Source organism: Sphingomonas sp. PL-96 (genome assembly GCF_020707215.1).
GTDB lineage: Bacteria > Pseudomonadota > Alphaproteobacteria > Sphingomonadales > Sphingomonadaceae > Sphingomonas.
The window spans coordinates 1,098,457-1,121,065 of sequence record NZ_JAJFET010000001.1; the positions used below are offsets into that span (position 1 = coordinate 1,098,457).

The window sequence follows — 22,609 nt, forward strand, 5'->3', positions numbered from 1 at the left end:
GGGTCGTCCCGTCCTGATTGCGCGTTTCTGTGTTTTCTTGGCAACAGTATCGTTGTACGCTTCCACGGATGGGCGACAGCGCGAGGATGGAGGATCGGCGGAGCTTCACGCTTCCCACGCGTTTCGTTCCCGCTATCGAAGTCGGGGTACTGGCGGTGGCCGTCGCAATCGCGACAGGCAGTTATTTCATCCTTGCGGGAGACGCTGAACATCAGCGCTTGCTGAAGCCGCCGCTCGTCGCCCTCCTACTCGTCGCAAACCTTATTCCAAACATGGCGCTCTTGGTGCTGCTCGGGCGTCGTGCGGCAATGCGGCGAGCGGCGCGATCGTCGCTTGGCGGGTCCGGGCAATTGCATGTGCGGCTGGTCGGGAGCTTCTCGCTGCTTGCCAGCGTGCCGATGCTACTTGTGACGATCTTTGCGTCACTGTTGTTCCAGATTGGCGTGGAATTCTGGTTTTCGGACCGGGCGCGTGGAATGCTGGAGAACGCACAGGCATTGGCCACCCAGTCATACGAGGAGATGCTGAGCTACGTAGACAACGAGAACGTAGCCATGGCGGTGGATCTCTCGAAAGCACTGAACGAGTTCGGGTGGGAGATCGACAGCACGCAGTTCACGGGATTGTTCGGTCAGGACGTTTACCAACGCAGCCTTTCTGAAGGCATTGTTTTTTCCGTCGGGCCCAAGGGCGAGATCAACGCCTTGGCGTTGGTGAACCCCTATGACCGACCGCTGGAACGTACGATTGATCCAGCGGCTATCGCCAAACTCAAAGCCGGCGCGAAAAGCGTCGTGAGCACGAGCCGCGAGCGGACACAGTCGATCACCCGGATCGGCGGGACCGACCTTTTCCTCTATGCCGCGCGGATTTCTGGCGCTCAGGAGATGGCAACGAGAATGACGCGAGCACAGGCCGTGCTCGCGGATTATCAGGCGCTCCTCGATCGATCACGGTCTTTACAGCTGCAGTTCAACGTCGCGCTGCTCATCATCTCACTGGTGATCGTGGGAGCGGCTGTCTACGTCGCGCTCGGTGTGGCCGACCGGCTTGTGCGTCCGATCGGGGACCTGGTCGACGCAGCACAGCGGGTAGCAGGCGGTGACCTAAGCGCGCGAGTGCGCGAGCAGCCGTCACGCGATGAAGTGAGTGTGCTCGCGACTGCGTTCAACCGCATGACCGAGCGTCTGAACGAGCAGACCAGCGCCCTACGGGCTGCAAGCGGCGAGGCTGAGAGCCGGCGCGCGTTGATTGAGGCTGTGATGTCTGGTGTCAGCGCTGGCGTGATCTCGGTCGATCCGAATGGGTCGGTTCGTCTCGTCAACGCGTCTGCAGCATCGTTGTTGAAGACGACTGCCACGATCATGGTTGGACGACCACTCGGCGATGTCGCTCCAGAGCTGCATGTTCTCCTCTCTGGGGATCAGCGGGAGGCGATCGTTCAACTTTCGGTAGGGGGGGAGAGTCGTACCCTGGCCGTTCGGGTCACGCGGCAGAGCACGAACTTCATCCTCACATTCGACGACATCACGCAGCAGCTGCTCGATCAACGCCGGGCGGCCTGGTCTGATGTCGCGCGCCGCATTGCGCACGAGATCAAGAACCCGCTGACGCCGATCCAGCTTGCCGCGGAACGGCTCAAGCGACGCTACAGCCGCCAGATCGAGAATGACGACGGCACCTTCGTGAAGCTGACCGACACGATCGTGCGCCAGGTCGGCGACCTGCGCCGCATGGTGGACGAATTCTCCTCCTTTGCGCGCATGCCCAAGCCGGTGTTCCGCGCGGAGTCGATGCTCGACATCGCACGGCAGGCGGTGTTCCTGCACGAAGTGGCGCATCCCCAGGTCGCCTTCAACCTGGCAGCGGAGGATGCCGTTCCACCGGTCGTCTGCGATCGTCGCCAGTTCGGCCAGGCGCTCACCAACATCGTCAAGAACGCCGTGGAAGCCATCGAAGCCCGCGGCGAAGGCGCTCCCGAGGGCAGGGTCGATGTCGCGCTGAGCGCCTCGGAGGGGGGCCAGCTTCAGCTGACCGTGAGCGACAATGGCATCGGCCTTCCGGTCGAGCGCGACCGGATCGTCGAGCCCTATATGACCACGCGCGTGCGCGGCACCGGGCTCGGCCTCGCGATCGTGAAAAAGATCGTCGAGGAGCATTTCGGCACCATCACCTTTGGCGACCGTCCCGGCGGCGGCACCGTCGTGACCATTACCCTGGATCTGAACGTCCTTGCCGCGCTGGAGGGTGAGGATGCCGGATCCGCGCTTGCCGGGGCCGAAGAAACCCAACGCCAGGCCATGCTTACCCGTACTGGAACAGCCCGCTCATGAAGCTCGATATCCTTGTCGTCGACGACGAAAACGACATCCGCGACCTCGTCTCCGGCGTGCTGGAGGACGAAGGCTATGACACGCGGGGTGCCGCCGACAGCGACGCGGCGCTGGAGGCGATTGCCGCGCGGCGTCCATCGCTGGTGCTGCTCGACGTGTGGCTTCAGGGATCGCGGCTCGACGGCCTCGAACTGCTGGACGTCATCAAGGAACGCGATCCCACGCTTCCGGTGCTGGTGATCTCCGGGCACGGCAACATCGACACGGCCGTCGCGGCCATCCGACGCGGCGCGGTCGATTTCATCGAAAAGCCGTTCGAAGCCGAGCGGCTGTTGTTCCTCGTGGAGCGCGCGACCGAGACGGAGCGCTTGCGCCGCGAAGTCGCATCGCTGCGGGTGTCGGCGGGCCGCGAGGAGGACCTGACCGGCAGCTCGGCCGCCATCAACACGGTGCGGGCGACGCTCAAGCGCGTTGCGTCGACCGGCAGCCGGGTGCTCATCACCGGCGGGGCCGGGATCGGCAAGGAAGTGGCCGCCCGGCTGCTTCACGGGTGGAGCCAGCGCGCATCGGCGCCGTTCATCATCGTGAGCGCTGCGCGGATGACGCCGGAACGCGTTGAAGAAGAGCTGTTCGGGGTGGAGGAGGGGGCCGAGCTGGTCCGCCCCGGCCTGCTCGAACAGGCGCATGGCGGCACGCTGTTCCTGGACGAGATCGCCGACATGCCAGTCGCGACTCAGGCGCGCATCCTGCGCGTGCTGACGGACCAGAGTTTCACGCGAGTCGGCGGCCAGCGCGTGGTGAAGGTCGATGTCCGCGTCGTTTCCGCGACGTCGCGCAACCTGCAGGACGAGATTGCCGAGGGACGCTTTCGCGAGGATCTCTACTATCGGCTCAACGTCGTGCCCGTCGCCATTCCGGCCCTCACCGAGCGGCGGGAGGACATTCCCGCACTGGTGGAGCATTTCGTCGCCCATTACGCCTCGGAACGACGCGTGCCCACGCCGGAAATCGCGCCCGACGCGATGGTGGCGCTGCAATCCTATGAGTGGCCAGGCAACGTCCGCCAGCTGCGCAACGTGGTGGAGCGGACCGTCATCCTGGCCCCGGGCAACCGCATCGGCCGGATCGACGTCGACCTGCTGCCGCCCGAAGTTCTCGGGACTCCGAGCGAGGGAAGTGGGGGCCTTGGCGCCAATGCGATCATGGGAGCGCCGCTGCGCGAGGCTCGCGAGTCGTTCGAGCGCGAATACCTACGCGTGCAGATCCGGCGTTTTTCCGGGAACATCTCGCGCACTGCGAGCTTCATCGGAATGGAGCGATCGGCGTTGCATCGTAAGCTCAAGCTGCTCGGCATCACGGAAACGCGCGGCGACGACTAGCAAGGTGGACGCGGCGGCTTCCGCGTCCTAAATCGCCCCCCGCACCGTCGTGGGGACGGGGCATTGCGGGGAACCCCGCCAAGAACAAAGGGCAGGACATGGCCGAGAAGCAGAGCTCGCTCCAGGATCTCTTCCTCAACGCGCTGCGGCGCTCCAAGACACCAGTGACGATGTTCCTCGTGAAGGGCGTGAAGCTCCAGGGGATCGTGACCTGGTTCGACAATTTTTCCGTGCTGTTGCGGCGCGACGGGCAGTCGCAGCTGATCTACAAGCATGCCATTTCCACGATCATGCCGGCCGCCCAGGTCGATCTTGACCCCATCGTCGCCGCCGCGGCCGAGCAGAGCGCGCGCAACGCGCTGCTGCAAGAGATTTTCCTGAACGCAGTGCGCAAGAACCAGGAGAGCGTGACCATGTTCCTCGTCAACGGCGTGATGCTGCAGGGGCAGATCGCGGCGTTTGACCTGTTCTGCATGCTGCTCCAGCGCGACGGCGTGTCGCAGCTGGTCTACAAGCATGCGGTGTCGACGATCCAACCGGCGCATCCCCTGAACTTGGCCGAGGAACAGGCCGGATCGGACGCAGATTGAGCGCCGGGTTCGACCGCGACGTCGAGGAGTTCTCGCGCGGCGCGCGGGCCCTCGTGGTGTTTCCCGACATGGGCGGCTCTGCGCGCGACGCGGATGCACGCCTGGCCGAGACCGCGGGCCTGGCGCTTGCAATCGGGGTCGAGGTGGAAGAGCGGGTGGCGCTGCGCGTGCGGCAGCCGCGCGCCGCCACGCTGATCGGCAGCGGCCAGGTGGACGCGCTTGCCGAGACCGTGCGCGATCGGGAACTGCAGCTTGCCGTGTTTGACGCGGCGCTGACGCCGATCCAGCAGCGTAACCTGGAAAAGGGGCTCGGCTGCAAGGTCATCGACCGCACCGGGCTCATCCTCGAGATCTTCGGCGAACGCGCCCGTACGGCCGAGGGCCGTTTGCAGGTCGAACTCGCCCACCTCGATTATCAGGCCGGTCGACTGGTCCGCAGCTGGACCCACCTTGAACGTCAGCGCGGCGGCTTCGGCTTCCTGGGCGGGCCGGGCGAAACGCAGATCGAGGCCGATCGCCGGCTGATCCGGGATCGCATGGCGCGACTGCGCCGCGAGCTCGATAGCGTCTCGCGCACGCGCGGGCTGCACCGCGATCGGCGCCAGCGCGCGCCCTGGCCGGTGGTCGCACTGGTCGGCTATACCAATGCCGGCAAGTCGACGCTGTTCAATCGCCTCACCGGCGCCGAGGTGATGGCGGAGAACCTGCTGTTCGCCACCCTGGACCCGACGCTGCGGCAAATCTCGCTTCCGGGCGTCGACAAGGTGATCCTGTCCGACACCGTGGGCTTCGTCTCCGAACTGCCGACGCAGCTCGTCGCAGCGTTCAAGGCGACGCTTGAGGAAGTGGTCTCCGCCGACCTCCTGATCCATGTCCGCGACATCGCGCATCCGGACACCCAGGCGCAGGCTGACGATGTCGAGACCGTTCTGTCCGAGATCGGCGTCGATGAGACCACGCCCCGAATCGAGGCGTGGAACAAGCTGGACCTGCTGGAACCGGAGGATCGTACCGAGCTGGAGGGCGAAGCCTCCCACCGTGACGATGTGGTAGCGCTGTCCGCCTTGACCGGGGAGGGGGTGGAGACGCTGCTCCGGACGATCTCCGATCGCCTGACCCAGGGCCACCGCCGCTACCGGGTGGCGCTCGCGCCTGAAGATGGCGCCAGTGCTGCATGGCTGCATGCGCACGGCGAAGTCCTGGATCACTGGATGGAGGATACGCGGGCGCTGTATGACGTGCGCCTGTCCCCGGTCGATTACGAGCGGTTCCTCACACGCTGAGTGAGGAACCGCTCGCGGCGGTCACGCCCGTTCGGCTGCCTTGGCTGAACCCCAAAGTGCTTCTTTCTCGTCCAGCGACATGCCGGCAAACTGTTCGCCAGCACTGGCTTCCATGGCGGCAAACCGACGCTCGAACTTGACGTTGGCGGCACGGAGTGCCGCTTCGGGGTCGACGCCGAGGTGCCGAGCCCAGTTCACGACCGCGAACAGCAGATCGCCGACTTCCTCGGCGCGCTCGGCGTCGCTTGCGCTTTCGATTTCAAGCAGTTCCTCGTCGATCTTCGCACGCGGTCCGCTTGGATCGGGCCAGTCGAAGCCGACGCGTGCAGCGCGCTTCTGGAGCTTCTCGGCCCGGCTGAGTGCCGGCAGGCTGAGTGCGACGCCGGCGAGCGCGCCGTCGTGCTCGGGCTTTGCGCTTCGCTCGGCAGCCTTGATCGTTTCCCAGCCAGGGCTCGCATCGGCGCCGCCGAAGATGTGCGGGTGGCGACGCTCCATCTTGTCGCTGATGGCGGCGACCACGTCGGACAAGGCGAACTGACCGGCTTCCTCGGCAATGCGGCTGTGGAAGACGACCTGGAGCAGCAGGTCGCCGAGTTCGTCCTTGAGATCGGCGATGTCGCCGCGGGCGATCGCGTCGGCAACCTCATAGGCTTCCTCGATCGTGTAGGGCGCAATGGTCGCGAACGTCTGGGCGCGATCCCATTCACAACCGGTCTCAGGATCGCGAAGCCGCGCCATGATCGCGACCAGGCGCTCGATCATGGAAGCTTCTCCTGGAACCACCTGTCCGTAAGTCCGGTAATCTGCATTATGTAAACTCCGGTGCTGTTTGTGCGACGGCTGCGGCCTCATCCAAGCCCGCTGATACCCCTTGCCGCGCTTCCGAGTTCTTCACGCAACAGCACCGCAATGAGGATCAGCGTGCCGATGATTGCCCAAGCGAGCAACGAGCGGCCAATCGTGCGGCGATCGGGGCGCTGTGCGGCCAGTGCCGAGATCACGAGAGTCAGCGCGCCGATGCCCCAAAGCAGGTGCACGGCGCTTTCCTGCTTCATGCGGTGCGTTCCAGCCCGTCATGGCCAGGCTCGACATGATCCGGCAGCCGCGCCTGCAACGTGCGATAGTCCAGGCTGTGGTCCATATGGATGAGCACCGCCCGCGGATCACCGCATGCCTTCACCAGGGCGAGCGCTTCGTCGACGGTCGGATGCGTTGGGTGCGGCGCATCGCGCAGGGCGTCCACGACCATCAGGTCGCATCCGCGATAGAGCGCCAGCATTTCGTCGGTCACGATGTTGAAATCGGTCGCATACACGATCGAGCGACCACCGGCATCGAAGCGGAGGCCAGCGGAAAAGATCGCGCCATGCGGTTGATCTGTCGCGGAAACTTCAATGTCGCCGATGCGGAGCCGGTCCGGCAGTTCTTCTGCCTCCACGGTGGCATGATAGCCGTTGCGACCGAAGAACACATAGCCGAACCGCTCGCGTAATACCTGCAGCGTATCCGGCCGTGCATAGCCGCGCACAGGCTGGCCGCGGACATGATAGAGCTGCCGAAGGTCGTCGATCCCGTGGCAGTGGTCGGCATGGTCATGCGTCCACAGGACCGCGTCGACCTCGCTGACGTTTGCGTCGAGCAGTTGCTGTCGCATGTCCGGGCCGGTGTCGATCAGGATCCGCGTGGTCGCCGTCTCGACCAAAGCGGAAACGCGGGTGCGGCGGTTGCGCGGGTCGGTGGGATCACACGCACCCCAGTCGCCGCCGATCCGCGGCACCCCAGACGACGTGCCGGAGCCGAGGATGCGGATTTTCACGCCCGGGTTTTCGCAAACAGGCTGTGGAAGTTGGCGCGCGTGGCGTCGGCGAGTTCGTCCGGATCTTCGCCGCGCAGCTCTGCCAGGAAGCGGCAGGTGTCCGCCACAAAGGCAGGCTCGCCGGGCTTGCCGCGATGTGGCACCGGCGCCAGGAATGGAGCATCGGTTTCCACCAGCAGTCGTTCGCGCGGTAGCCAGCGCGCGGTTTCCTGCAGTTCCCGCGCGTTCTTGAACGTCACGATGCCCGATAGCGAAATGTAGAAACCCAAGTCGAGCGCCTTGCGAGCGAATGCGCCGGTACCGGTGAAACAGTGGATGACCCCGGGGAACGCCCCCTTCCCCAGTTCTTCGCCCAGGATCGCGGCCGTATCATCCTCGGCATCGCGCGTGTGGACGATCACCGGAAGCCCCGTCTCCCGGCAGGCGGCAAGATGCGCCCGGAAGCTCGCCTGCTGCCCGGCTCGGTCGGAGTGCTCGTAGTAATAGTCGAGCCCCGTTTCACCGAGACCCACGACGCGCGGATGGGCGGCCCGGGCGACCAGGCGCTCCGTACCGATGTCGGGGTAGCGATCCGCTTCGTTGGGGTGGATGCCGACGGTCGCCCAGACGTCCGGCTCGCGTTCGGCAGTGGCGATGACGGCATCCCACTCATTCTCACGCGTGGAGATGTTCAGCATCGCCACCACGCCCGAAGCCCGGGCGCGCGCCAGCACTTCGGGCTGCTGCTCGGCAACGCCCTTGTAGTTCAGGTGGCAATGGCTGTCGGCGAGTTTCATGCGGGCTCCACGACCTCTTCCAGCACCAGCCGCGGAAAAATGGGGGTTGGCGGCGCCATGCGGAAGCCTGCCTGCGCTGCCCGCTCGTACCACTCCGCGTCCGCGAGCGCGGCATGGTCGCGCGCGTCCTGCCCAAGCTGGTCGAGCACCCGCCCGGCCGAGGTCGGGATCACCGGCCATATGGTGATCGCCAGATCGCGGATCGCCCGCACCAGCGTGCCGAGCACGGCGTGCATCCGCTCCGGATCGGTCTTGCGCAGCGCCCAGGGCGCCTGCACGTCGATATACTGGTTGCAGGCAAAGACGCCGCGCATCCAGCTTTCCAGCGCCTGGCTAAGCGACAGCTCGGCAAATTCCTTACGGAATGCCGCGCTCGCGTCGGCGACCTGCGCGAGCAGGACGGCATCGGCGGGATCGCTGCGCCCGGCCAGCGGCAGCGCGCCCTCCAAGTTCTTCGCGATGAACGACAGCGTCCGCTGCGCCAGATTGCCGAAGCTGTTCGCAAGATCGGCGTTGGCGCGGGTGACGATCGCCTCGTCCGAGAAGGTGCCGTCCTGGCCGAAGCTGATGTCACGCAGCAGGAAGTAGCGGAGCGCGTCGACGCCATAGAGGCCGGCGAGCGCCATCGGGTCGACGACGTTGCCGGTCGACTTCGACATCTTCTCGCCGCGGTTGAGGAGGAAGCCGTGGCCGAACACCTGCCGCGGCAGCGCGAGCTTGGCTGACATCAGGAACGCCGGCCAATAGACCGCATGGAAGCGGACGATGTCCTTGCCGATCAGGTGCAGGTTCGCCGGCCAGAAGCGCGCCGTGTCGCCGCCGTCTGGATAACCCGCGCCGGTCAGGTAATTGGTGAGCGCATCCACCCACACATACATGACATGCCCGGGGCTGCCCGGTACCGGCACGCCCCAGTCGAAGCTGGTCCGCGACACCGACAGGTCGGCGAGCCCCCCCTCGACGAAGCGCAGCACTTCGTTGCGCCGGCTCTCGGGCTGAATGAACTCCGGATTGGCGGCGTAGAAATCGAGCAGCGGCTGCTGGTATTTGGACAGGCGGAAGAACCAGGTCTCCTCTGCGGTCCATTCGACGGGCGTGCCCTGCGGCGAGAGGCGAACGCCCCCTTCCCCGTCGGTCAGTTCCTTTTCTTCGTAGAAGGCCTCGTCGCGGACCGAATACCATCCCTCGTAGCGCGACAGATAGAGGTCGCCGGCATCCGCCATCGCCTGCCAGATCGCCTGGCTTGCGGCATAATGCTCGGGCTCCACCGTGCGGATGAAGCGATCGTACGAAATATCAAGCTTGTCGGCCATCTCGTGGAAATGGCCCGACATTTCGTCGGCCAGCGCGCGCACTTCCATGCCCCGCTTGCGCGCGGTCTGCACCATCTTGAGCCCATGCTCATCGGTGCCGGTCTGGAAGCGGACGTCGCGGCCCGCTTGCCGGTGGAAACGCGCGATCGCGTCAGCGGCGATCATCTCATAGGCATGGCCGATGTGCGGCTTGCCGTTGGGATAGTGGATCGCGGTGGTGATGTAATAGGGCTCGGCCATGCCGTGTCCCTAGTGCATCGCTCCGCGCGATTGAAGCCCGTCCTGCTCTGCCAGACGCGCAAGAATGCCGCCCATCTCGAACACGGTCGCCTGTGCGTCCAACGACAGGGCCGGCGCCGCCGCCGCGAGCGCACGGGCCGCCTGATAGGCGTCGAGTGCGGTCTGCAGGGCCGAACCTGTCCGCTCGCGCGCCCGGATCGCGATGAAGCTCGGCGCACGCTCCAGGAAGGCCTCGTACCGCGCCTGCGCAGCCTTGCCCGCAAGCGCCTTGGCCAGTTTGCTGCGCTGGACGTTGCTGGGATCCCCTTCGCCCGCGATCACGGCCATTGCCCGCTCGAGCGCTGCGACGTCCAGCCCGGCAAAGGCAAGCGCGCGCCCCGGCGAGCCTTCCCCGCCCCGGACGAGCGCATCGCACTCGACGTCGCTCACCTCCGGCATGACACCCCGAATAACGCGAGCGACATCAGCATCGGACAGCCGCTCGAACCGCAGCAGCCGGCAGCGCGATCGGATGGTCGGCAGCAGCCGGCCGGGCGCATGGCTTACCAGCAGGAAGATCGTCCCCGCCGGCGGCTCCTCCAGGTTCTTCAGCAGCGCATTGGCCGCGGCGGTCTCCAGATCGTCGATTGCGTCGATCAGTACCACCCGTCGTTCCGACAGCGACGGCTTGGTCGCGAACAGCGGTTGCAGCGCGCGAACCTGGGCGATCGGGATGCTGCGCGCGAGGTTTTCGTCCGGTTTGGCCGGGTCCTTCGGCTGGCGCGCCAGTTCGCGATAGTCCGGGTGCGATCCCGCCGCGATCAGCGCCGCGGTGCGATCCTCAGGCGGCAGCGACCCGCCCCGCACCGGGATGCGAGGCTGGACGCCATGGGCGAGCAGCCGACTGGCGGCGAGCCGCGCGAAGCTTGCCTTGCCGACGCCCTCTGGCCCGGCCAGCAGCCAGGCATGGTGCAGCCCGCCGCGCTCGGCCGCCGTGAAGAAGGCGTCGTGCGCGGCACCGTTGCCGACCAGGTCGATCATGGCAGCAGGTCGGCGAGCGCTTCCATCAGCCGATCGGTGACGGCTTCCGGCGCACCGCTGGCGTCCACCGCGCGCACGCGGTCGCCCTCCGCGGCTGCAATCCGGTCGAAGGCGGCAGCGACCTGCGCATGGAAGTCGCGCCCGCGCGCGCCGAAGCGATCCGCCACACCCTGGTCGCGCACCAGCGCCCGCTCCTCGCCTGCACCCTGGGGTAGCGTCAGCAACAGCGTGCGGTCAGGCAGCAGCCCCTTGGACCCAAAGCCATGCAGCGCCAGGATGGCGGCGTCGTCGATCCCCTGCCCGCCCTGATACGCGCGGGTGCTGTCGATGTAGCGGTCGCACAGCACCCACTGTCCTGCCTCCAGCGCCGGGCGGATGCGCTTTTCGACATGATCCGCGCGCGCGGCCGCGAACAGCAGCGCCTCGGTATGCGGGCTCCAGCGCGTGACCTCGCCTTGCATCAGCAGGCCGCGGATCGCCTCCGCGCCCTCGCTGCCGCCCGGCTCGCGCGTGACGAGCACATGCACGCCCCGCGCCTCCAACGCGGTGGCGAGCCGGGCGGTCTGGGTCGACTTGCCGACGCCTTCGCCGCCCTCCAGCGAGATGAACTGGCCGATCAAGCGCCGAACAGCGCCATCAGGCCGGCCCAGGCGCGCCCGAAGAAGCCTGCCTCGTCCACATCCTTTTCCGCCACCAGCGGCAGGCGCTGGGGATCCATGCCGGGCGAGGTGATGACCAGATCCGCGATGTGCTGGCCCGCCTTGATCGGCGCCTTGATCGGGCCTTGATAGACGACCGTGCCGGCGAGCTCGGTTGCCGCACCGGCGGGCACGGTCACGGTCAGGTCGCTCGGCGCGACCAGGCCAACCGTGCTGCTATCGCCCATCTGGACATCGGCCGTCTCGACGCGCTTGCCCTTCTTCGCGATGGGCCGGGCGCGCCAGGCGCGGAAGCCCCATTCCATGAAGCGGACCGACTCGCTGATGCGCTGGTTGGCGCTGGTAAGCCCCGCCAGCACCATCACCAAACGGCGACCGTTCTGCTCGGCCGAACCGGTGAAGCCGTATCCGGCCTCCTCGGTATGGCCGGTCTTAAGGCCGTCGGCGCCTGCAACGCGCCCCAGCAGCGGATCGCGGTTGGCCTGGGTGATGTCGTTGCCTGCACCCAGCGTCTTGCCCCAGGTGAAGCTCTCGAGCGAGTAGAAGCGCTTGTAGAGATCGGGGAAGTTCTGGATCGTCGCGGACGCCAGCTTCGCCAGGTCGCGCGCGCTGACATAGGTGCGGCCTTCGTCCGGCCAACCGTTCGACGTGCCTAAGTGGCTGTTGGTCAGCCCCAGTTCCTTGGCGCGCTGGTTCATCAGGCTGGTGAACGACTCTTCGGTGCCCGCGATACCCTCTGCCAGCACGACGCAGGCGTCGTTCCCCGAAAGCGTGATGATCCCCTTCAGCAGATCGTCGACGCTGACCTGCTCGTTGACCGACAGGAACATGGTCGATCCCGCCGCGGGACCATGCCAGCGCTGCCAGGTCTCCGGGCGCACCTGGAACTTCTGGTCAAGCTTCAGCTCACCCTTCTTGATCAGGTCAAACGCCACATAGGCGGTCATCATCTTGGCCATGGAGGCCGGCGGCATGCGCCGGTCGGCATCCTTGGAATACAGCGTCGCGCCCGAGGAAAGGTCCGTCAGGAAGGCGACCGGCGCCGGCGTGTCGAACGGGGGCGCGGCAGCGACCGACGGCGTGACGGCGACGGCGGAGAGCAGGACGGCGGTAAGCAGCTTCTTCATCGTTGGTTGTCCAGGGCCTTGGTCAGTCGTTGCGAAGAACTTTTGCGTCACCATAGCCGCGCGCGGCGGCTTTCGCACGCCCCTGTTCGGCGCCGGCGACGCTGGAATATGGGCCGGTGCGCACGCGCACCAGCGTGCCGGCGCGATCCGTAAAGCCGCCCAGCGCGTGCGCCAGCGCCTCCGCTCGGCCCAGGTTCGACAGCGCCGCGACCTGCACCACCCAACCGCCAGTCCTGCGGGGTGCTACAGGAGCGGCAGGTGTCGGCACATGGGTGACCGGCGCCGGAGGCAGCGGGGAGACCGTAGTCGGCGGCAAGGCGACGGTCTGGATCGGGCGTGCACCCGCAGGTGGCGGCGCTTGCTCTTCCGAGGCGGAGGCAGCGGGTGCAGTCGCGCCATCGCCGACTGGCGCCGGCGGCAACCGCTTGCGCAGTGCCGCCAGCAGCACCTGCGGCGCGTCCATGCGCGCAAGGCTCCCGCCCTCAGCCGCCGCCTGCTCGTGCAACGCCGGCAGGACCTGCCGAACGCGCATTGGTACGGCCTGGGTGCCGACCCCCAGTGCCTGTGCCGCGACCGGCGACAGCGTGAGCAGATAGCCAGGTGCGACCGCGCCCTGGCGAGCAACCTTGAACACGGTCGTCCGGCCGCTTTCCAGAAGCGTCAATTCCACGAAGCTCCCCGCCGGCAAGCTCGGATGGGTGACGAACACCCCCGTGTCCCCCCCTCCAGGCGCGGCTGCGCCTGCCCAGCCGACGGCGTCATAGCGCGCCTCCAGCGTTGCGGATGCGCGGGGCGCGGCCGCGTCCAGGCTGCCGATGGCCGGCTCGGCCGGCGCGGGCGGCAGGCTGCCCGTCGAGCAGCCCGCCAGCAGCACTGCCGCAACCGCGCTACCGTGCGACTTCATCGGCCAGCAGCCCCACAGACAAGGCGTAGAAGTTCGAGCAGTTGTAATCCAGGATTACCCGGTAGTTGCCGGTGAGCAGATAGGCGGTCTTGCCCGGACCATCGGGCTCGAGCAGCGTCGCCTGGATGCTGTCATCGGGCCAGCGGCCGGCTTGGGGCAAGACGCCAAGCTGGCGCCACTCCGCCATGCTCCGCCAGCGCGTATGGCGCTCGTGCACCCTGGGGCAGCGTGGCGAGCGCGTGGGCGACGTCAGCGGTCCGCGGTCGAGGCTCGCCGGCACGTTCACGGCGACGCCCCAGGGCTGCCCCGGCCGCCACCCGGCGTTGGTGAAATAATTGCCGATCGAGGCCAGGGCGTCGGCCGGGCTGGTCCAGATATCAGCGCGCCCGTCCCCATCGCCGTCGCGTGCCAGCCGGAGGTAGATCGACGGCAGGAACTGCGGATAACCGGTCGCGCCGGCCCAGCTTCCCAGCAGCCGCTCGCGCGGCACCCCGCGATCGACCATCTTCATGGTCGCGATCAGCTCGGGCTCGAACAGCGCGCGGCGGCGCCCTTCATAGGCGAGCGTCGCGAGCGAACGCGGCAGGTCGAAATTGCCGGTATAGCCGCCATAGTTGGTCTCATGCCCCCAGATCGCGACCATGATCGATTCGGGAACGCCGGTCTCCTGCTCGATCCGCATCAGCCGGGATCGCTGCGCGCGATACGCGTCGCGGCCGCGGTTGATCCGCGCCGTGTCAACATGCTGCGCCTTGTAGGGAGCAAAGGTCGGGATGCTCGGCGTGGCATTCGGCCCGCCGCCCGGCTGCCCGCGATCCAGTTCGACCACGCGTGGATTATAGGTGAGCCCGTTCAGCACCGCACCGATCGCCCGCTCACTGACGCCCTCCGCGCGAGCCTTGGCGGCAACCCCCTGAAGATAGGCCTGGAACCCTGCTTCGTCCTGAGCGGCGGCCGAACCGCTGACCGACATCATTGCCGCAAGGGCGAGCAGCCCCTTGCTCCATCTACGCATACTCGGCTCCCGCACGTGAAGCGGCTCTGTGCCACAGCCGAGACGCCGGGCGAAACCCCCTAACCGCCTTCGGGCTTGCACAAACCCGACCAGCCGCCGTAAGCGCACCATATCCGGAGAGATGGCCGAGTGGTTTAAGGCAGCGGTCTTGAAAACCGCCGTGGGTTCACGCTCACCGTGGGTTCGAATCCCACTCTCTCCGCCACCCCCAATCCGAATTGCAGAACACCGCCGCCTCCGGCGTGCCGAACTAACCTTCAAAGGGTCTGGAAGTGGTGGAAAGCGGCCATCCCCGGAGGCGGCTACACAGAGCCGAGCACGTCACCGATGAAGCCGATCAATCCAAGGATCACGACTGCCAGGGTTGCAGGAAGCATCCACGCCCAGAGCCAGGCATAGCGCCGCGTGGTGCCCTGAGCAGGGCGGCAGCGAGCAAGCGCGTAAACGGCGACCATAGGAGTAGAGCCGGTAACCAGAACAGCAGCAGGATGACCGGCAGGAGCACGCCGCCAAGATGGCAGCGCTGCGGAGTGTCAGCAAGTGGGCGTTAGCGCGCGTCAGCCTGCTCAGTAGAACGCCTAACTCTCTCTGCCCATTCGAGGGTTGTCAGAGCCAAGAGCCCGATCACTAGGGATGCGAACATCAAGCTCTCTAGGGAGGAATCGAGTTCGATCACTGACCAATACGAGGCGGCCAGCGCTACGGTGACCAGAAGGCCGGCCAATCCGATCACTCGCCGAGACGCACCCATACTCCGCCCCTTCATGTTGGTTGCCGCAGTATGAGCTAGCTGAACCAACGGCCGCAAGTGGGCGTTAGCAGGCGTTCCTGTCTATGGCGTCAGGGCCTAAATTTTGCTTCATCGTCGATACTCAGTCCGCACTTCGGACAGGGATCTACCACCCACGGGTAAAAGCTCGCCCCGCGCTGGTTGATGAATCCGTGCTGACACGGTCGCCTCTTGATGGAGCCGATCAGCAGCACCGCGCAGACACAGGACGTGGCAACCCAGATAAACCGCCAGGGCATCGGTAATGCCAGAGACCACACACCCGTCGCGCCTACGATACTGTAGAACATCATTTTCAACGAAGAACTGGTGGAACGTCGCATCAGACACTCACTTTGGTGGCCGCCGTCCGACTGGAGCGATGGCGTCAACACGACAATCAGGCCCCTTACCGCCTTTGGCGCAGTTGCCCCCTCGGCTGAAAGCGTACCGTCCGCTTTCGGCCGAGGCGTTGCAAGCGACGAATGTCCGCCTCTGGGCGGAAGCGGACCGGCAGCTTGTGGGGCGAAGGACCCGAGTTAAGCCACTCAGGCCCAGTCGGCCGGTGCTCAGAACCGGTCCTCCATTCAGGTGGGGTCCGTCGCCGATCACCGGAACGCAATTTCCAACCCTCACAACAGCTTGTCGAGGGTGATCGGAAGGTCGCGCACCCGCTTGCCGGTCGCGTTGAATACGGCATTGGCGACCGCCGCCGCCACGCCCGTGATGCCGATCTCCCCGATGCCGCGTGCGCCGAGGGGAGAGCGCGGATCCGGGATGTCGGTCCACATCACCTCGATCTCCGGTACGTCCATGTGCGCGGGGACATGGTAGTCGGCCAGCGTCGGGTTCATGATCCGGCCGCTGCGTTCGTCGAACAGCGTCTCCTCGGTCAAGGCGAGGCCGAGACCCATGATCATGCCGCCGCGAAACTGGCTCGCCGCCGTGCGCGGGTTGAGGATCGCGCCGCAGTCGAACGACCCGAGGAGCCGGTCCACCCGCACCTCCCCCGTCACGTCGCTGACGCGCAGCTCGCAAAACATCGCGGCGGTGCTGTGCATCGCGAACTTCAGCATCTCGAGCGGCGGCGTGCCGGAAGCGGTGACGCTCACCTCGTCACGGTTGGCGCGCGTCAGGATCGACCGAAAGCTCTCGTGCCGGTCCGGTGCGTCGGCACTGGAGAGGCCGCCTTGTCCCAACCGGACCTCGCCCGGCCACAACCCGGCTAGCGGGCTGTCGTTGCCCGCCAGGCGCAGCAGTTCGACGGGCAACTTCTCGGCCGCGGCCAGGATCGCGCCGGCGATTGAAACCGTCTGACCCGACCCACCCGCCAACGGCGCGGCCGGCAGCGCGGAGTCGCCGATTTCGATCGTCACCGCGTCCAGCGACAATCCGAGCCGGTCGGCAACCTGCTGGGCGAGCACCGTCGCCGTTCCCATCCCCATCTCCTGCCCCGAACAGGCCAGGCTGGCGGTGCCATCATGACGAACCGAGAGGCGAACGGCAGCGCCGGGCATCCGCACATAGGGGAAGCTGCCGCTCCCGCAGCCCATGCCGATCCGCCACTCGCCTTCGCGCCGCGCGCCCGGCGTCGGCGACCGGCGCTCCCACCCGAAGCGAGCGGCACCGTCCGTCCAGGATTTGGCCGGCGCATGTTGCGAAAAGGGGGCGCCGGTGATCGGATGCTTGTCCGGCAGGTTGCGCAGACGCAGCTCGATCGGGTCGAGCGCCAGCGCATGCGCCAGTTCGTCGACGGCGCTTTCCAGCGCAAAGGTGCCGATCGCCTCCCCAGGCGCGCGCATGAAGGTGTTGGGCACCACGGCCATGTCGACGTGCCGCTGAAGGATCTCGAAGCTCTTTGCGCGATAGGCGGCACGCGTGCCCAGCGTATAGGCTTCCGGGCACGCACCATAGGGCGGCATCACCGACCAGCCGTCGTGCAGCAACGCGGTGAAGCGGCCGTTTTCGTCGGCACCGATGGCGACCCGCTGTTCCGTCGGGCTGCGGCCGCCGATAATGCGGTACACGCCCTCGCGGCTCAGCTGGAGCCTGAGCGGTCGGCGAACCATGCGCGCGGCCGCGACGGCAACGACCTGGTGGTCCCAGAACCCCTTGCCGCCGAACCCGCCGCCGACAAAGGGCGAGAGCACCCGCACCTGCTCGCGCTTGAGCCCGAACAGCTTGGCCAGCGTCGCAGCTTCGGGTGCGATCATCTGGGTCGTGTCGTGGACGGTGAGGTCGTCCTCTCCCCAGGCGACGGTCAGCGCGTGGAGCTCGATCGCATTGTGGTTCTGCCACGGCGTTCGATAGCGATGGTCGACCTTGTGCGGGGATCGCGCCAGTTCGCGCTCGGCGCGCCCGAACGACAGGTGATTGCGCTCGATCAGCAGCGACGGGATCACGCGGGCGCCGGCCTTCGCCTCTTCGAAGCGCGTTTCGGCCGGCGCGGCTTCATAGTCGATCGCGATCAGCGACGCGGCATGGTCCGCCTGCTCCTGCGTTTCAGCCACCACTGCGGCGACGAGCTGGCCGTTATAGTGCACCTGATCGTCCTGCAGGATCGGTAGGCTGCTGTTGCCGGTGGCGGTTGGGTCGGTCATCGAGATCAGCGACGGGCTGGCGACCCGCAGCATGTTGCGATGGGTGACGACCAGCAGCACGCCCGGTGCCGCTTGCGCCGCAGCCGTGTCGAGCCGGGCGATCCGCCCACGCGTGATCGTGCTGTGCACGAGGGCGGCGTAGCACAGCCCGTCCATCGCCACTTCGGCGGAGAAGCGTGCCTGCCCCTGCACCTTCAGCGCACCATCAACCCGCGGTGCCTGCCGGCCGATCTCGCCGCGCCGCCCGATCAACGGGTCGGGGGTGCCGCCGGGCAGCCACTGCGCCGGAACCCAGCCAAGCGCCGTGCGGACCGAGCCGACGAGGACGTTCTGTACCCTGCTCATGCCTGCTCTCCGCTGAGCTCGGTGAGGACTGCCGCGATTGTCCGCGTCGCCAGCGGCACCTTGAATGCGTTGCCCGGCAGCGGCGCCGCGTCGGCAAGCTCCACCTCCGCAGCGTGCGCAAATGCCTCGGCCGTGGCCGGGCCGCCGCGCAGCGCCGCCTCCGCCCGCAACGCGCGCCACGGCTTGGCTGCAACGCCACCCAGCGCGATCCGCACGTCGACGATCCGGTCGCCCTCCAGCGCGAGCCCTGCTGCCACCGAGACGAGCGCAAAGGCGTAGCTCGCCCGATCACGCACCTTGCGGTACGTGGAACGGGCCGCGACCGACGACGGCGGGAGTTCGACCGCGACGATCATCTCGCCCGGCGCCAGCACCGTCTCCAGGTCCGGGCGATCGCCCGGCAGCCGGTGCAGATCAAGCAGGGACAGCGTGCGCACGCCCTCCCCGCTGGCGAGATGTACGCGGGCATCGAGTGCCGCCAGCGCGACGGCCATGTCGGACGGGTGCGTGGCGATGCACGTCGGCGATGCACCCAGGATCGCATGGTAGCGCGTGAACCCGCCGCGGGCGTCGCACCCGCTGCCGGGTTCTCGCTTGTTGCACCGCGATCCGGCGGCATCGGCGAAGTACAGGCACCGCGTCCGTTGCAACAGATTGCCGCCGATCGTCGCCATGTTTCGGATCTGTGCGGAGGCGCCGCCGAGGATCGCGCGCGACAGCATCGGGTAGCGCGTCCGCACCAGCGGGTGCGCCGCCACGCTGCTGTTGCGCGCAGCGGCACCGATCACGACGCTGCCGTCATCCGCCTCTTCGATCCGCGTCGACAGACCCGTGACATCGACCAGCACCGCAGGTTGCTCAACACCCTTGCGCATGAGGTCCACCAGGTTGGTCCCGCCGCCCAGGAGCCGGTGCCCCTGTGCCGCGCTCAGCCGGACCGCATCGGCAGCGCTGGCCGCCCGCAGGTAGGAGACCGGCGTCATGCAACGCGCTCCGCTGCGACCGCCAGGATGGCGTCGACGATGCCGTTGTGCGCCCCGCACCGGCACAGGTTGCCGCTCATCCGTTCGCGAACCTCGTCGCGCGAGAGCCGGACGGGGCCGGAGAGGTCGCGCGTGACGTAGCTCGGCACGCCCGCCTCGACCTCCGCCAGCATGGCCGACGCCGCACAGATCTGCCCGGGCGTGCAATAGCCGCACTGAAGGCCGTCATGCTCGAGGAAGGCCGCCTGAAGCGGGTGGAGGCCATCGGCGCCCAGACCCTCGATCGTGGTGACCGCGCGACCGTCTACCTGCGCGGCAAGTGTGAGGCAGGAGAGCACCCTGTTGCCGTCGACCAGCACGGTGCACGCACCGCAGGCGCCCTGGTTACAGCCAATCTTGGTGCCGGTCAGGTGCAGCCGTTCGCGCAGAAGATCCAGCAGCGACACGCGCGCGTCGTCCGGCGGCGCGACGTCGGTTCCGTTTATCCTGATAGCCATACGCCACTCCCGGTCGCGCGTGATCTGCGCTGCGGAAATGATACGGCGAACTTCGTACTATTCAAGGGTCGTATGAGATGATCTTTGCCATCATCGCGATGAGCTGTCGCCGCTCCCCTGCGCTCAGCGGTTCCAGCATACGCCGGTGAAGTTCGCCGTACATCGCCGACATCGTGCTCACCCGCTGCTGTCCGGCTGTGGTGAGGCGAAGCGCCACGGAGCGGCGATCCGCCTCGGGCCGGTGGCGTTCGAGAAGGTCGCGCTTGGCGAGACGATCGGTCGCCGAGGAGATGGTGGTGTTCGCGACCCCGATGAAGCGCGCTGCGTCGGACGGCCCGCAATTCGGGTGTCTGGCGACGTAGAACAGCACCTGCTTGTCCAGTTCGTTGAGCGGCTTTTCGGGGGAAAGCGCCTCCGCCAGCTTGTAGCGGCGCGTGAACAGGTCGAACGCCTCCCCCAGTGCTGCGAGTTCCTCATCGGTCGGCATCGTCATGGCAGCGGCATAACCGTGCACGCCCCGTTCTTGCTAGCCACTTCCCGAAAGCATGTCCCCGCGCTCACCGAACAGGCAAGCCGTGGCCCCTTCGACCTTCGCCCCGGGCTCGTCTTCAAACTCGCACGGCCCCTTTTCGCCGTGGCGCAACCCGGGGCGACCACGTCGCCGGCACGCTGCGCCCTTGGCCAGGGAACCTCTGCTTCCCTCCGCGCGCTTTCAGCGGGCAACGATAGGAGGTGCCCATGGCAACCACGAACGAAGTCATCCGTCCGCTTTTCATCACCGGCCTGCGGGACGTCCACGCAGTGGAGCATCAGGCGCTGGCGCTGATCGATCGGCAGCTGGACCGTCTCGCCCACTATCCTGACGTCGAGGCACGGCTGCGCAGCCACCGCGCCGAAACCGAAGAGCAGATCACGCGCGTCGAACAGATCCTGGCTGACCTGGGCGAGAGCCATTCCGGCCTGAAGGACCTGGGCCTGAGCATCTCGGGCAACCTCGCCGCGCTCAGCCACACGGTCGCCGGTGACGAGATCATCAAGAACAGCTTCGCCAACTTCGCGTTCGAGAACTTCGAGATCGCGAGCTACACGGGCCTCATCACCTTGGCGCAGGACGGCGGCTTCGGCAGCGTCACCTCGTTGCTCGAGCAGTCGCTCGCCGAGGAACAGTCGATGGCCCAGTTCGTGATCGGCGGCATTCCGCACGTGATGCGCACCTTTGTCGACCTGCGCGTCGCCGGGGAAGATGCGAGCCACTAAGCCGCTGTGAACCTGCGCCCCTGCCGAAGGATACCATCATGCCCGTGCCACCCGATCCCCGGAAGCGACCACCGATCCGGCGCTTTGCGATCATCCTGGTGATCATCGCAGCCCTCTGGGCGATCATCTTCGTGGGGTACAACATGCACCACGCCAAGCAGATGGGCGTTGAGGGGTCCTCGGGACAGGTCTCGCCGACCGACACGACGAGGGCGCAGTAGCCGGCGTGCCGCCTGCGGAGCTTTTCGGCTTCCGCAGGCGGCATGCGCTCTCCCCGATCAGACCTCGACCGCGCTTTGAACGCGGTCCATGCCCCCGAACACCCGCAGATACCGCGCGATTTCGTCTGGCTCGCCGGTGGCCTTCGCCTTGTTGTCGGAAAGCTTCACGGCGGGCCGCCCGTTGGCGCGCGTCACCTTGCAGACGAGCGAGATCGGCTCCAGGCCGTGCGCCCCGTCAGGATCGCAGTCGCGGAAGTCGTTGGTGAGGTTGGTGCCCCAGCCGAAGCTCATCCGCACGCGCCCGTCGAAGTGGCGGTAGACCTGCTCGATCGTGTCGACATCCATCCCGTCCGAGAAGATCAGCAGCTTGCTGCGCGGATCGACGCCGTGCTGCTGCCACCAGGCGATGATCTGCTCCCCTGCCTGGATCGGCGGCGCGCTGTCCGGTCGAAAGCCGGTCCACTCCGCCACCCAGGCCGGAGCGTTGGCAAGGAAGGCGGTGGTGCCGAATGCATCGGGAAGCGCCACCAGCAGATTGCCGCCATAATGCTGACGCCACTGCTCCAGCACGCGATACGGCGCCCCGGCGAGCTCCGCATCGCTGTTCGACAGGGCAGCCTCCACCATCGGCAGCTCATGCGCGTTGGTGCCGATGGCCTCCAGATCCGCGTCCATCGCCAGCAGTACGTTGGAGGTGCCGATGAACCGGTCGCCCAGTCCTTCCTTCAGCGCATCCACGCACCAGCGCTGCCACAGGAAGCCATGCCGGCGGCGAGTGCCGAAGTCGGAGAGCACCAGGTCCGGCAGCGTGCGCAGCCGCTCCACCTTCTGCCAGAGCTTCGCCTTGGCACGCGCGTAGAGAACGTCGAGCGCGAACCGCCCCTTGTCGCGCATCGCGGCGCGCGCGCGCAGCTCGTTGATAATGGTGAGCGCCGGGATCTCCCACATGGTCGTGTGGGTCCAGCGCCCGTCGAAGTGCAGGACATATTGTCCGTCCTGCTTCTCCAGCTCGTAGGGCGGTAGCCGGAAGTCGGCGAGCCAGCGGATGAAATCCGGGCTGAACATCCGGGCGGTGCCGTAGAAGCTGTTGCCGGCGAGCCAGATCAGCTCCTTCTTGGCAAAGCGGATCGTGCGGGCGTGATCGAGTTGCGCGCGCAGTTCCGCCTCGTCGATCACTTCGGCGAGCCGGACCGACTTGGTGCGGTTGATGACGGAAAAGGTTGCGTCGACGTCCGGGTGCACATGCCGGATCATCTGCAGCATCAGCAGCTTGTAGAAATCCGTATCGAGCAGGCTCCGGACGATCGGGTCGAGCCGGAAGTTATGCTCGTAGGTGCGGGTGGCGATGTCGTTGACGGCCATCGGAGATCCTGTGCAGGGACGCGCGCGGGAAGCCGCGCCGGCACCCCTCGTCGTGGTTCAACGCCCCCGCCGCAAGCCCCTTCAATCGATCGGCAACCGTCCTGCTCCCGCCGGGAGCAG

The 22,609-nt window shown here is 66.9% G+C and carries 21 protein-coding genes and 1 tRNA gene; 7 read left to right on the plus strand and 15 right to left on the minus strand.

The annotated features are described in order from the left end of the window. The first annotated feature begins 68 nt into the window (after positions 1-68). From LK533_RS05045 to hflX, 4 genes are all read left to right on the plus strand, one after another. The gene (locus LK533_RS05045; RefSeq protein ID WP_229361655.1) at positions 69-2,333 is read left to right on the plus strand and encodes an ATP-binding protein; all 2,265 of its coding nucleotides are present in this window, start codon (positions 69-71) and stop codon (positions 2,331-2,333) included. Continuing rightward, the gene (locus LK533_RS05050) at positions 2,330-3,712 is read left to right on the plus strand and encodes a sigma-54-dependent transcriptional regulator (RefSeq protein ID WP_229361656.1); all 1,383 of its coding nucleotides are present in this window, start codon (positions 2,330-2,332) and stop codon (positions 3,710-3,712) included. The genes LK533_RS05045 and LK533_RS05050 overlap by 4 nt, the downstream gene beginning before the upstream one ends. Before the next feature lie 62 nt (positions 3,713-3,774). Next, positions 3,775-4,302 carry an RNA chaperone Hfq gene (hfq, locus tag LK533_RS05055; RefSeq protein ID WP_324255264.1) on the plus strand — a complete coding sequence of 176 codons (528 nt, stop codon included), beginning with the start codon at positions 3,775-3,777 and terminating at the stop codon, positions 4,300-4,302. Beyond that, positions 4,299-5,585, plus strand: coding sequence for a GTPase HflX (hflX, locus tag LK533_RS05060; protein ID WP_229361658.1), 1,287 nt, complete (start codon positions 4,299-4,301; stop codon positions 5,583-5,585). The genes hfq and hflX overlap by 4 nt, the downstream gene beginning before the upstream one ends. 21 nt (positions 5,586-5,606) lie before the next feature. Here hflX and mazG read toward each other — a convergent pair whose 3' ends face one another. From mazG to LK533_RS05110, 10 genes are all read right to left on the minus strand, one after another. Further along, entirely contained in the window at positions 5,607-6,347 is a 741-nt protein-coding gene (gene mazG / locus LK533_RS05065) for a nucleoside triphosphate pyrophosphohydrolase (protein WP_229361659.1), read from the minus strand. Positions 6,348-6,433: 86 nt separating this feature from the next. After that, positions 6,434-6,640 (minus strand): hypothetical protein, encoded by a 207-nt coding sequence (locus tag LK533_RS05070; RefSeq protein ID WP_229361660.1) that lies wholly within the window; start codon positions 6,638-6,640, stop codon positions 6,434-6,436. After that, positions 6,637-7,401, minus strand: a complete 765-nt coding sequence (locus LK533_RS05075; RefSeq protein ID WP_229361661.1) for an MBL fold metallo-hydrolase — start codon at positions 7,399-7,401, stop codon at positions 6,637-6,639. Before LK533_RS05075 ends, LK533_RS05070 begins: the two co-directional genes overlap by 4 nt. Beyond that, a complete protein-coding gene (locus LK533_RS05080) occupies positions 7,398-8,177 on the minus strand; it encodes a TatD family hydrolase (RefSeq protein ID WP_229361662.1) in 780 nt (259 codons plus the stop codon). The genes LK533_RS05075 and LK533_RS05080 overlap by 4 nt, the downstream gene beginning before the upstream one ends. Beyond that, entirely contained in the window at positions 8,174-9,730 is a 1,557-nt protein-coding gene (gene metG / locus LK533_RS05085) for a methionine--tRNA ligase (RefSeq protein ID WP_229361663.1), read from the minus strand. Before metG ends, LK533_RS05080 begins: the two co-directional genes overlap by 4 nt. 9 nt (positions 9,731-9,739) lie before the next feature. Further along, a complete protein-coding gene (locus LK533_RS05090) occupies positions 9,740-10,750 on the minus strand; it encodes an AAA family ATPase (RefSeq protein ID WP_229361664.1) in 1,011 nt (336 codons plus the stop codon). Then, complete coding sequence (tmk, locus tag LK533_RS05095; protein ID WP_229361665.1) at positions 10,747-11,370, minus strand: dTMP kinase; 624 nt, start codon at positions 11,368-11,370, stop codon at positions 10,747-10,749. Before tmk ends, LK533_RS05090 begins: the two co-directional genes overlap by 4 nt. Beyond that, positions 11,367-12,536 (minus strand): D-alanyl-D-alanine carboxypeptidase family protein, encoded by a 1,170-nt coding sequence (locus LK533_RS05100; RefSeq protein ID WP_229361666.1) that lies wholly within the window; start codon positions 12,534-12,536, stop codon positions 11,367-11,369. Before LK533_RS05100 ends, tmk begins: the two co-directional genes overlap by 4 nt. A 22-nt stretch (positions 12,537-12,558) precedes the next feature. Then, complete coding sequence (locus LK533_RS05105; protein WP_229361667.1) at positions 12,559-13,440, minus strand: SPOR domain-containing protein; 882 nt, start codon at positions 13,438-13,440, stop codon at positions 12,559-12,561. Beyond that, complete coding sequence (locus tag LK533_RS05110) at positions 13,424-14,455, minus strand: lytic murein transglycosylase (RefSeq protein WP_229361668.1); 1,032 nt, start codon at positions 14,453-14,455, stop codon at positions 13,424-13,426. Before LK533_RS05110 ends, LK533_RS05105 begins: the two co-directional genes overlap by 17 nt. A 115-nt stretch (positions 14,456-14,570) precedes the next feature. Here LK533_RS05110 and LK533_RS05115 point away from each other — a divergent pair. After that, positions 14,571-14,660, plus strand: a tRNA-Ser gene (locus LK533_RS05115). Positions 14,661-15,856: 1,196 nt separating this feature from the next. Here LK533_RS05115 and LK533_RS05120 read toward each other — a convergent pair. The 4 genes from LK533_RS05120 to LK533_RS05135 all read right to left on the minus strand — a co-directional run bounded on the left by LK533_RS05120 (position 15,857) and on the right by LK533_RS05135 (position 20,142). Next, a complete protein-coding gene (locus LK533_RS05120; RefSeq protein WP_229361669.1) occupies positions 15,857-18,169 on the minus strand; it encodes a xanthine dehydrogenase family protein molybdopterin-binding subunit in 2,313 nt (770 codons plus the stop codon). Then, positions 18,166-19,152, minus strand: a complete 987-nt coding sequence (locus tag LK533_RS05125) for an FAD binding domain-containing protein (RefSeq protein WP_229361670.1) — start codon at positions 19,150-19,152, stop codon at positions 18,166-18,168. The genes LK533_RS05120 and LK533_RS05125 overlap by 4 nt, the downstream gene beginning before the upstream one ends. Then, positions 19,149-19,649 (minus strand): 2Fe-2S iron-sulfur cluster-binding protein, encoded by a 501-nt coding sequence (locus LK533_RS05130; RefSeq protein WP_229361671.1) that lies wholly within the window; start codon positions 19,647-19,649, stop codon positions 19,149-19,151. Before LK533_RS05130 ends, LK533_RS05125 begins: the two co-directional genes overlap by 4 nt. Positions 19,650-19,710: 61 nt before the next feature. Continuing rightward, positions 19,711-20,142, minus strand: a complete 432-nt coding sequence (locus LK533_RS05135) for a MarR family winged helix-turn-helix transcriptional regulator (RefSeq protein ID WP_229361672.1) — start codon at positions 20,140-20,142, stop codon at positions 19,711-19,713. A gap of 245 nt (positions 20,143-20,387) precedes the next feature. On the opposite strand from LK533_RS05135, the gene LK533_RS05140 reads away from it, so the two are divergent. Then, positions 20,388-20,906, plus strand: coding sequence for a ferritin-like domain-containing protein (locus LK533_RS05140; protein WP_229361673.1), 519 nt, complete (start codon positions 20,388-20,390; stop codon positions 20,904-20,906). Positions 20,907-20,944: 38 nt separating this feature from the next. Then, positions 20,945-21,127, plus strand: a complete 183-nt coding sequence (locus tag LK533_RS05145) for a hypothetical protein (RefSeq protein WP_229361674.1) — start codon at positions 20,945-20,947, stop codon at positions 21,125-21,127. Between the two features lie 57 nt (positions 21,128-21,184). Here LK533_RS05145 and pncB read toward each other — a convergent pair whose 3' ends face one another. Beyond that, positions 21,185-22,489 carry a nicotinate phosphoribosyltransferase gene (gene pncB, locus LK533_RS05150; protein ID WP_229361675.1) on the minus strand — a complete coding sequence of 435 codons (1,305 nt, stop codon included), beginning with the start codon at positions 22,487-22,489 and terminating at the stop codon, positions 21,185-21,187. Between the last annotated feature and the right edge of the window lie 120 nt (positions 22,490-22,609).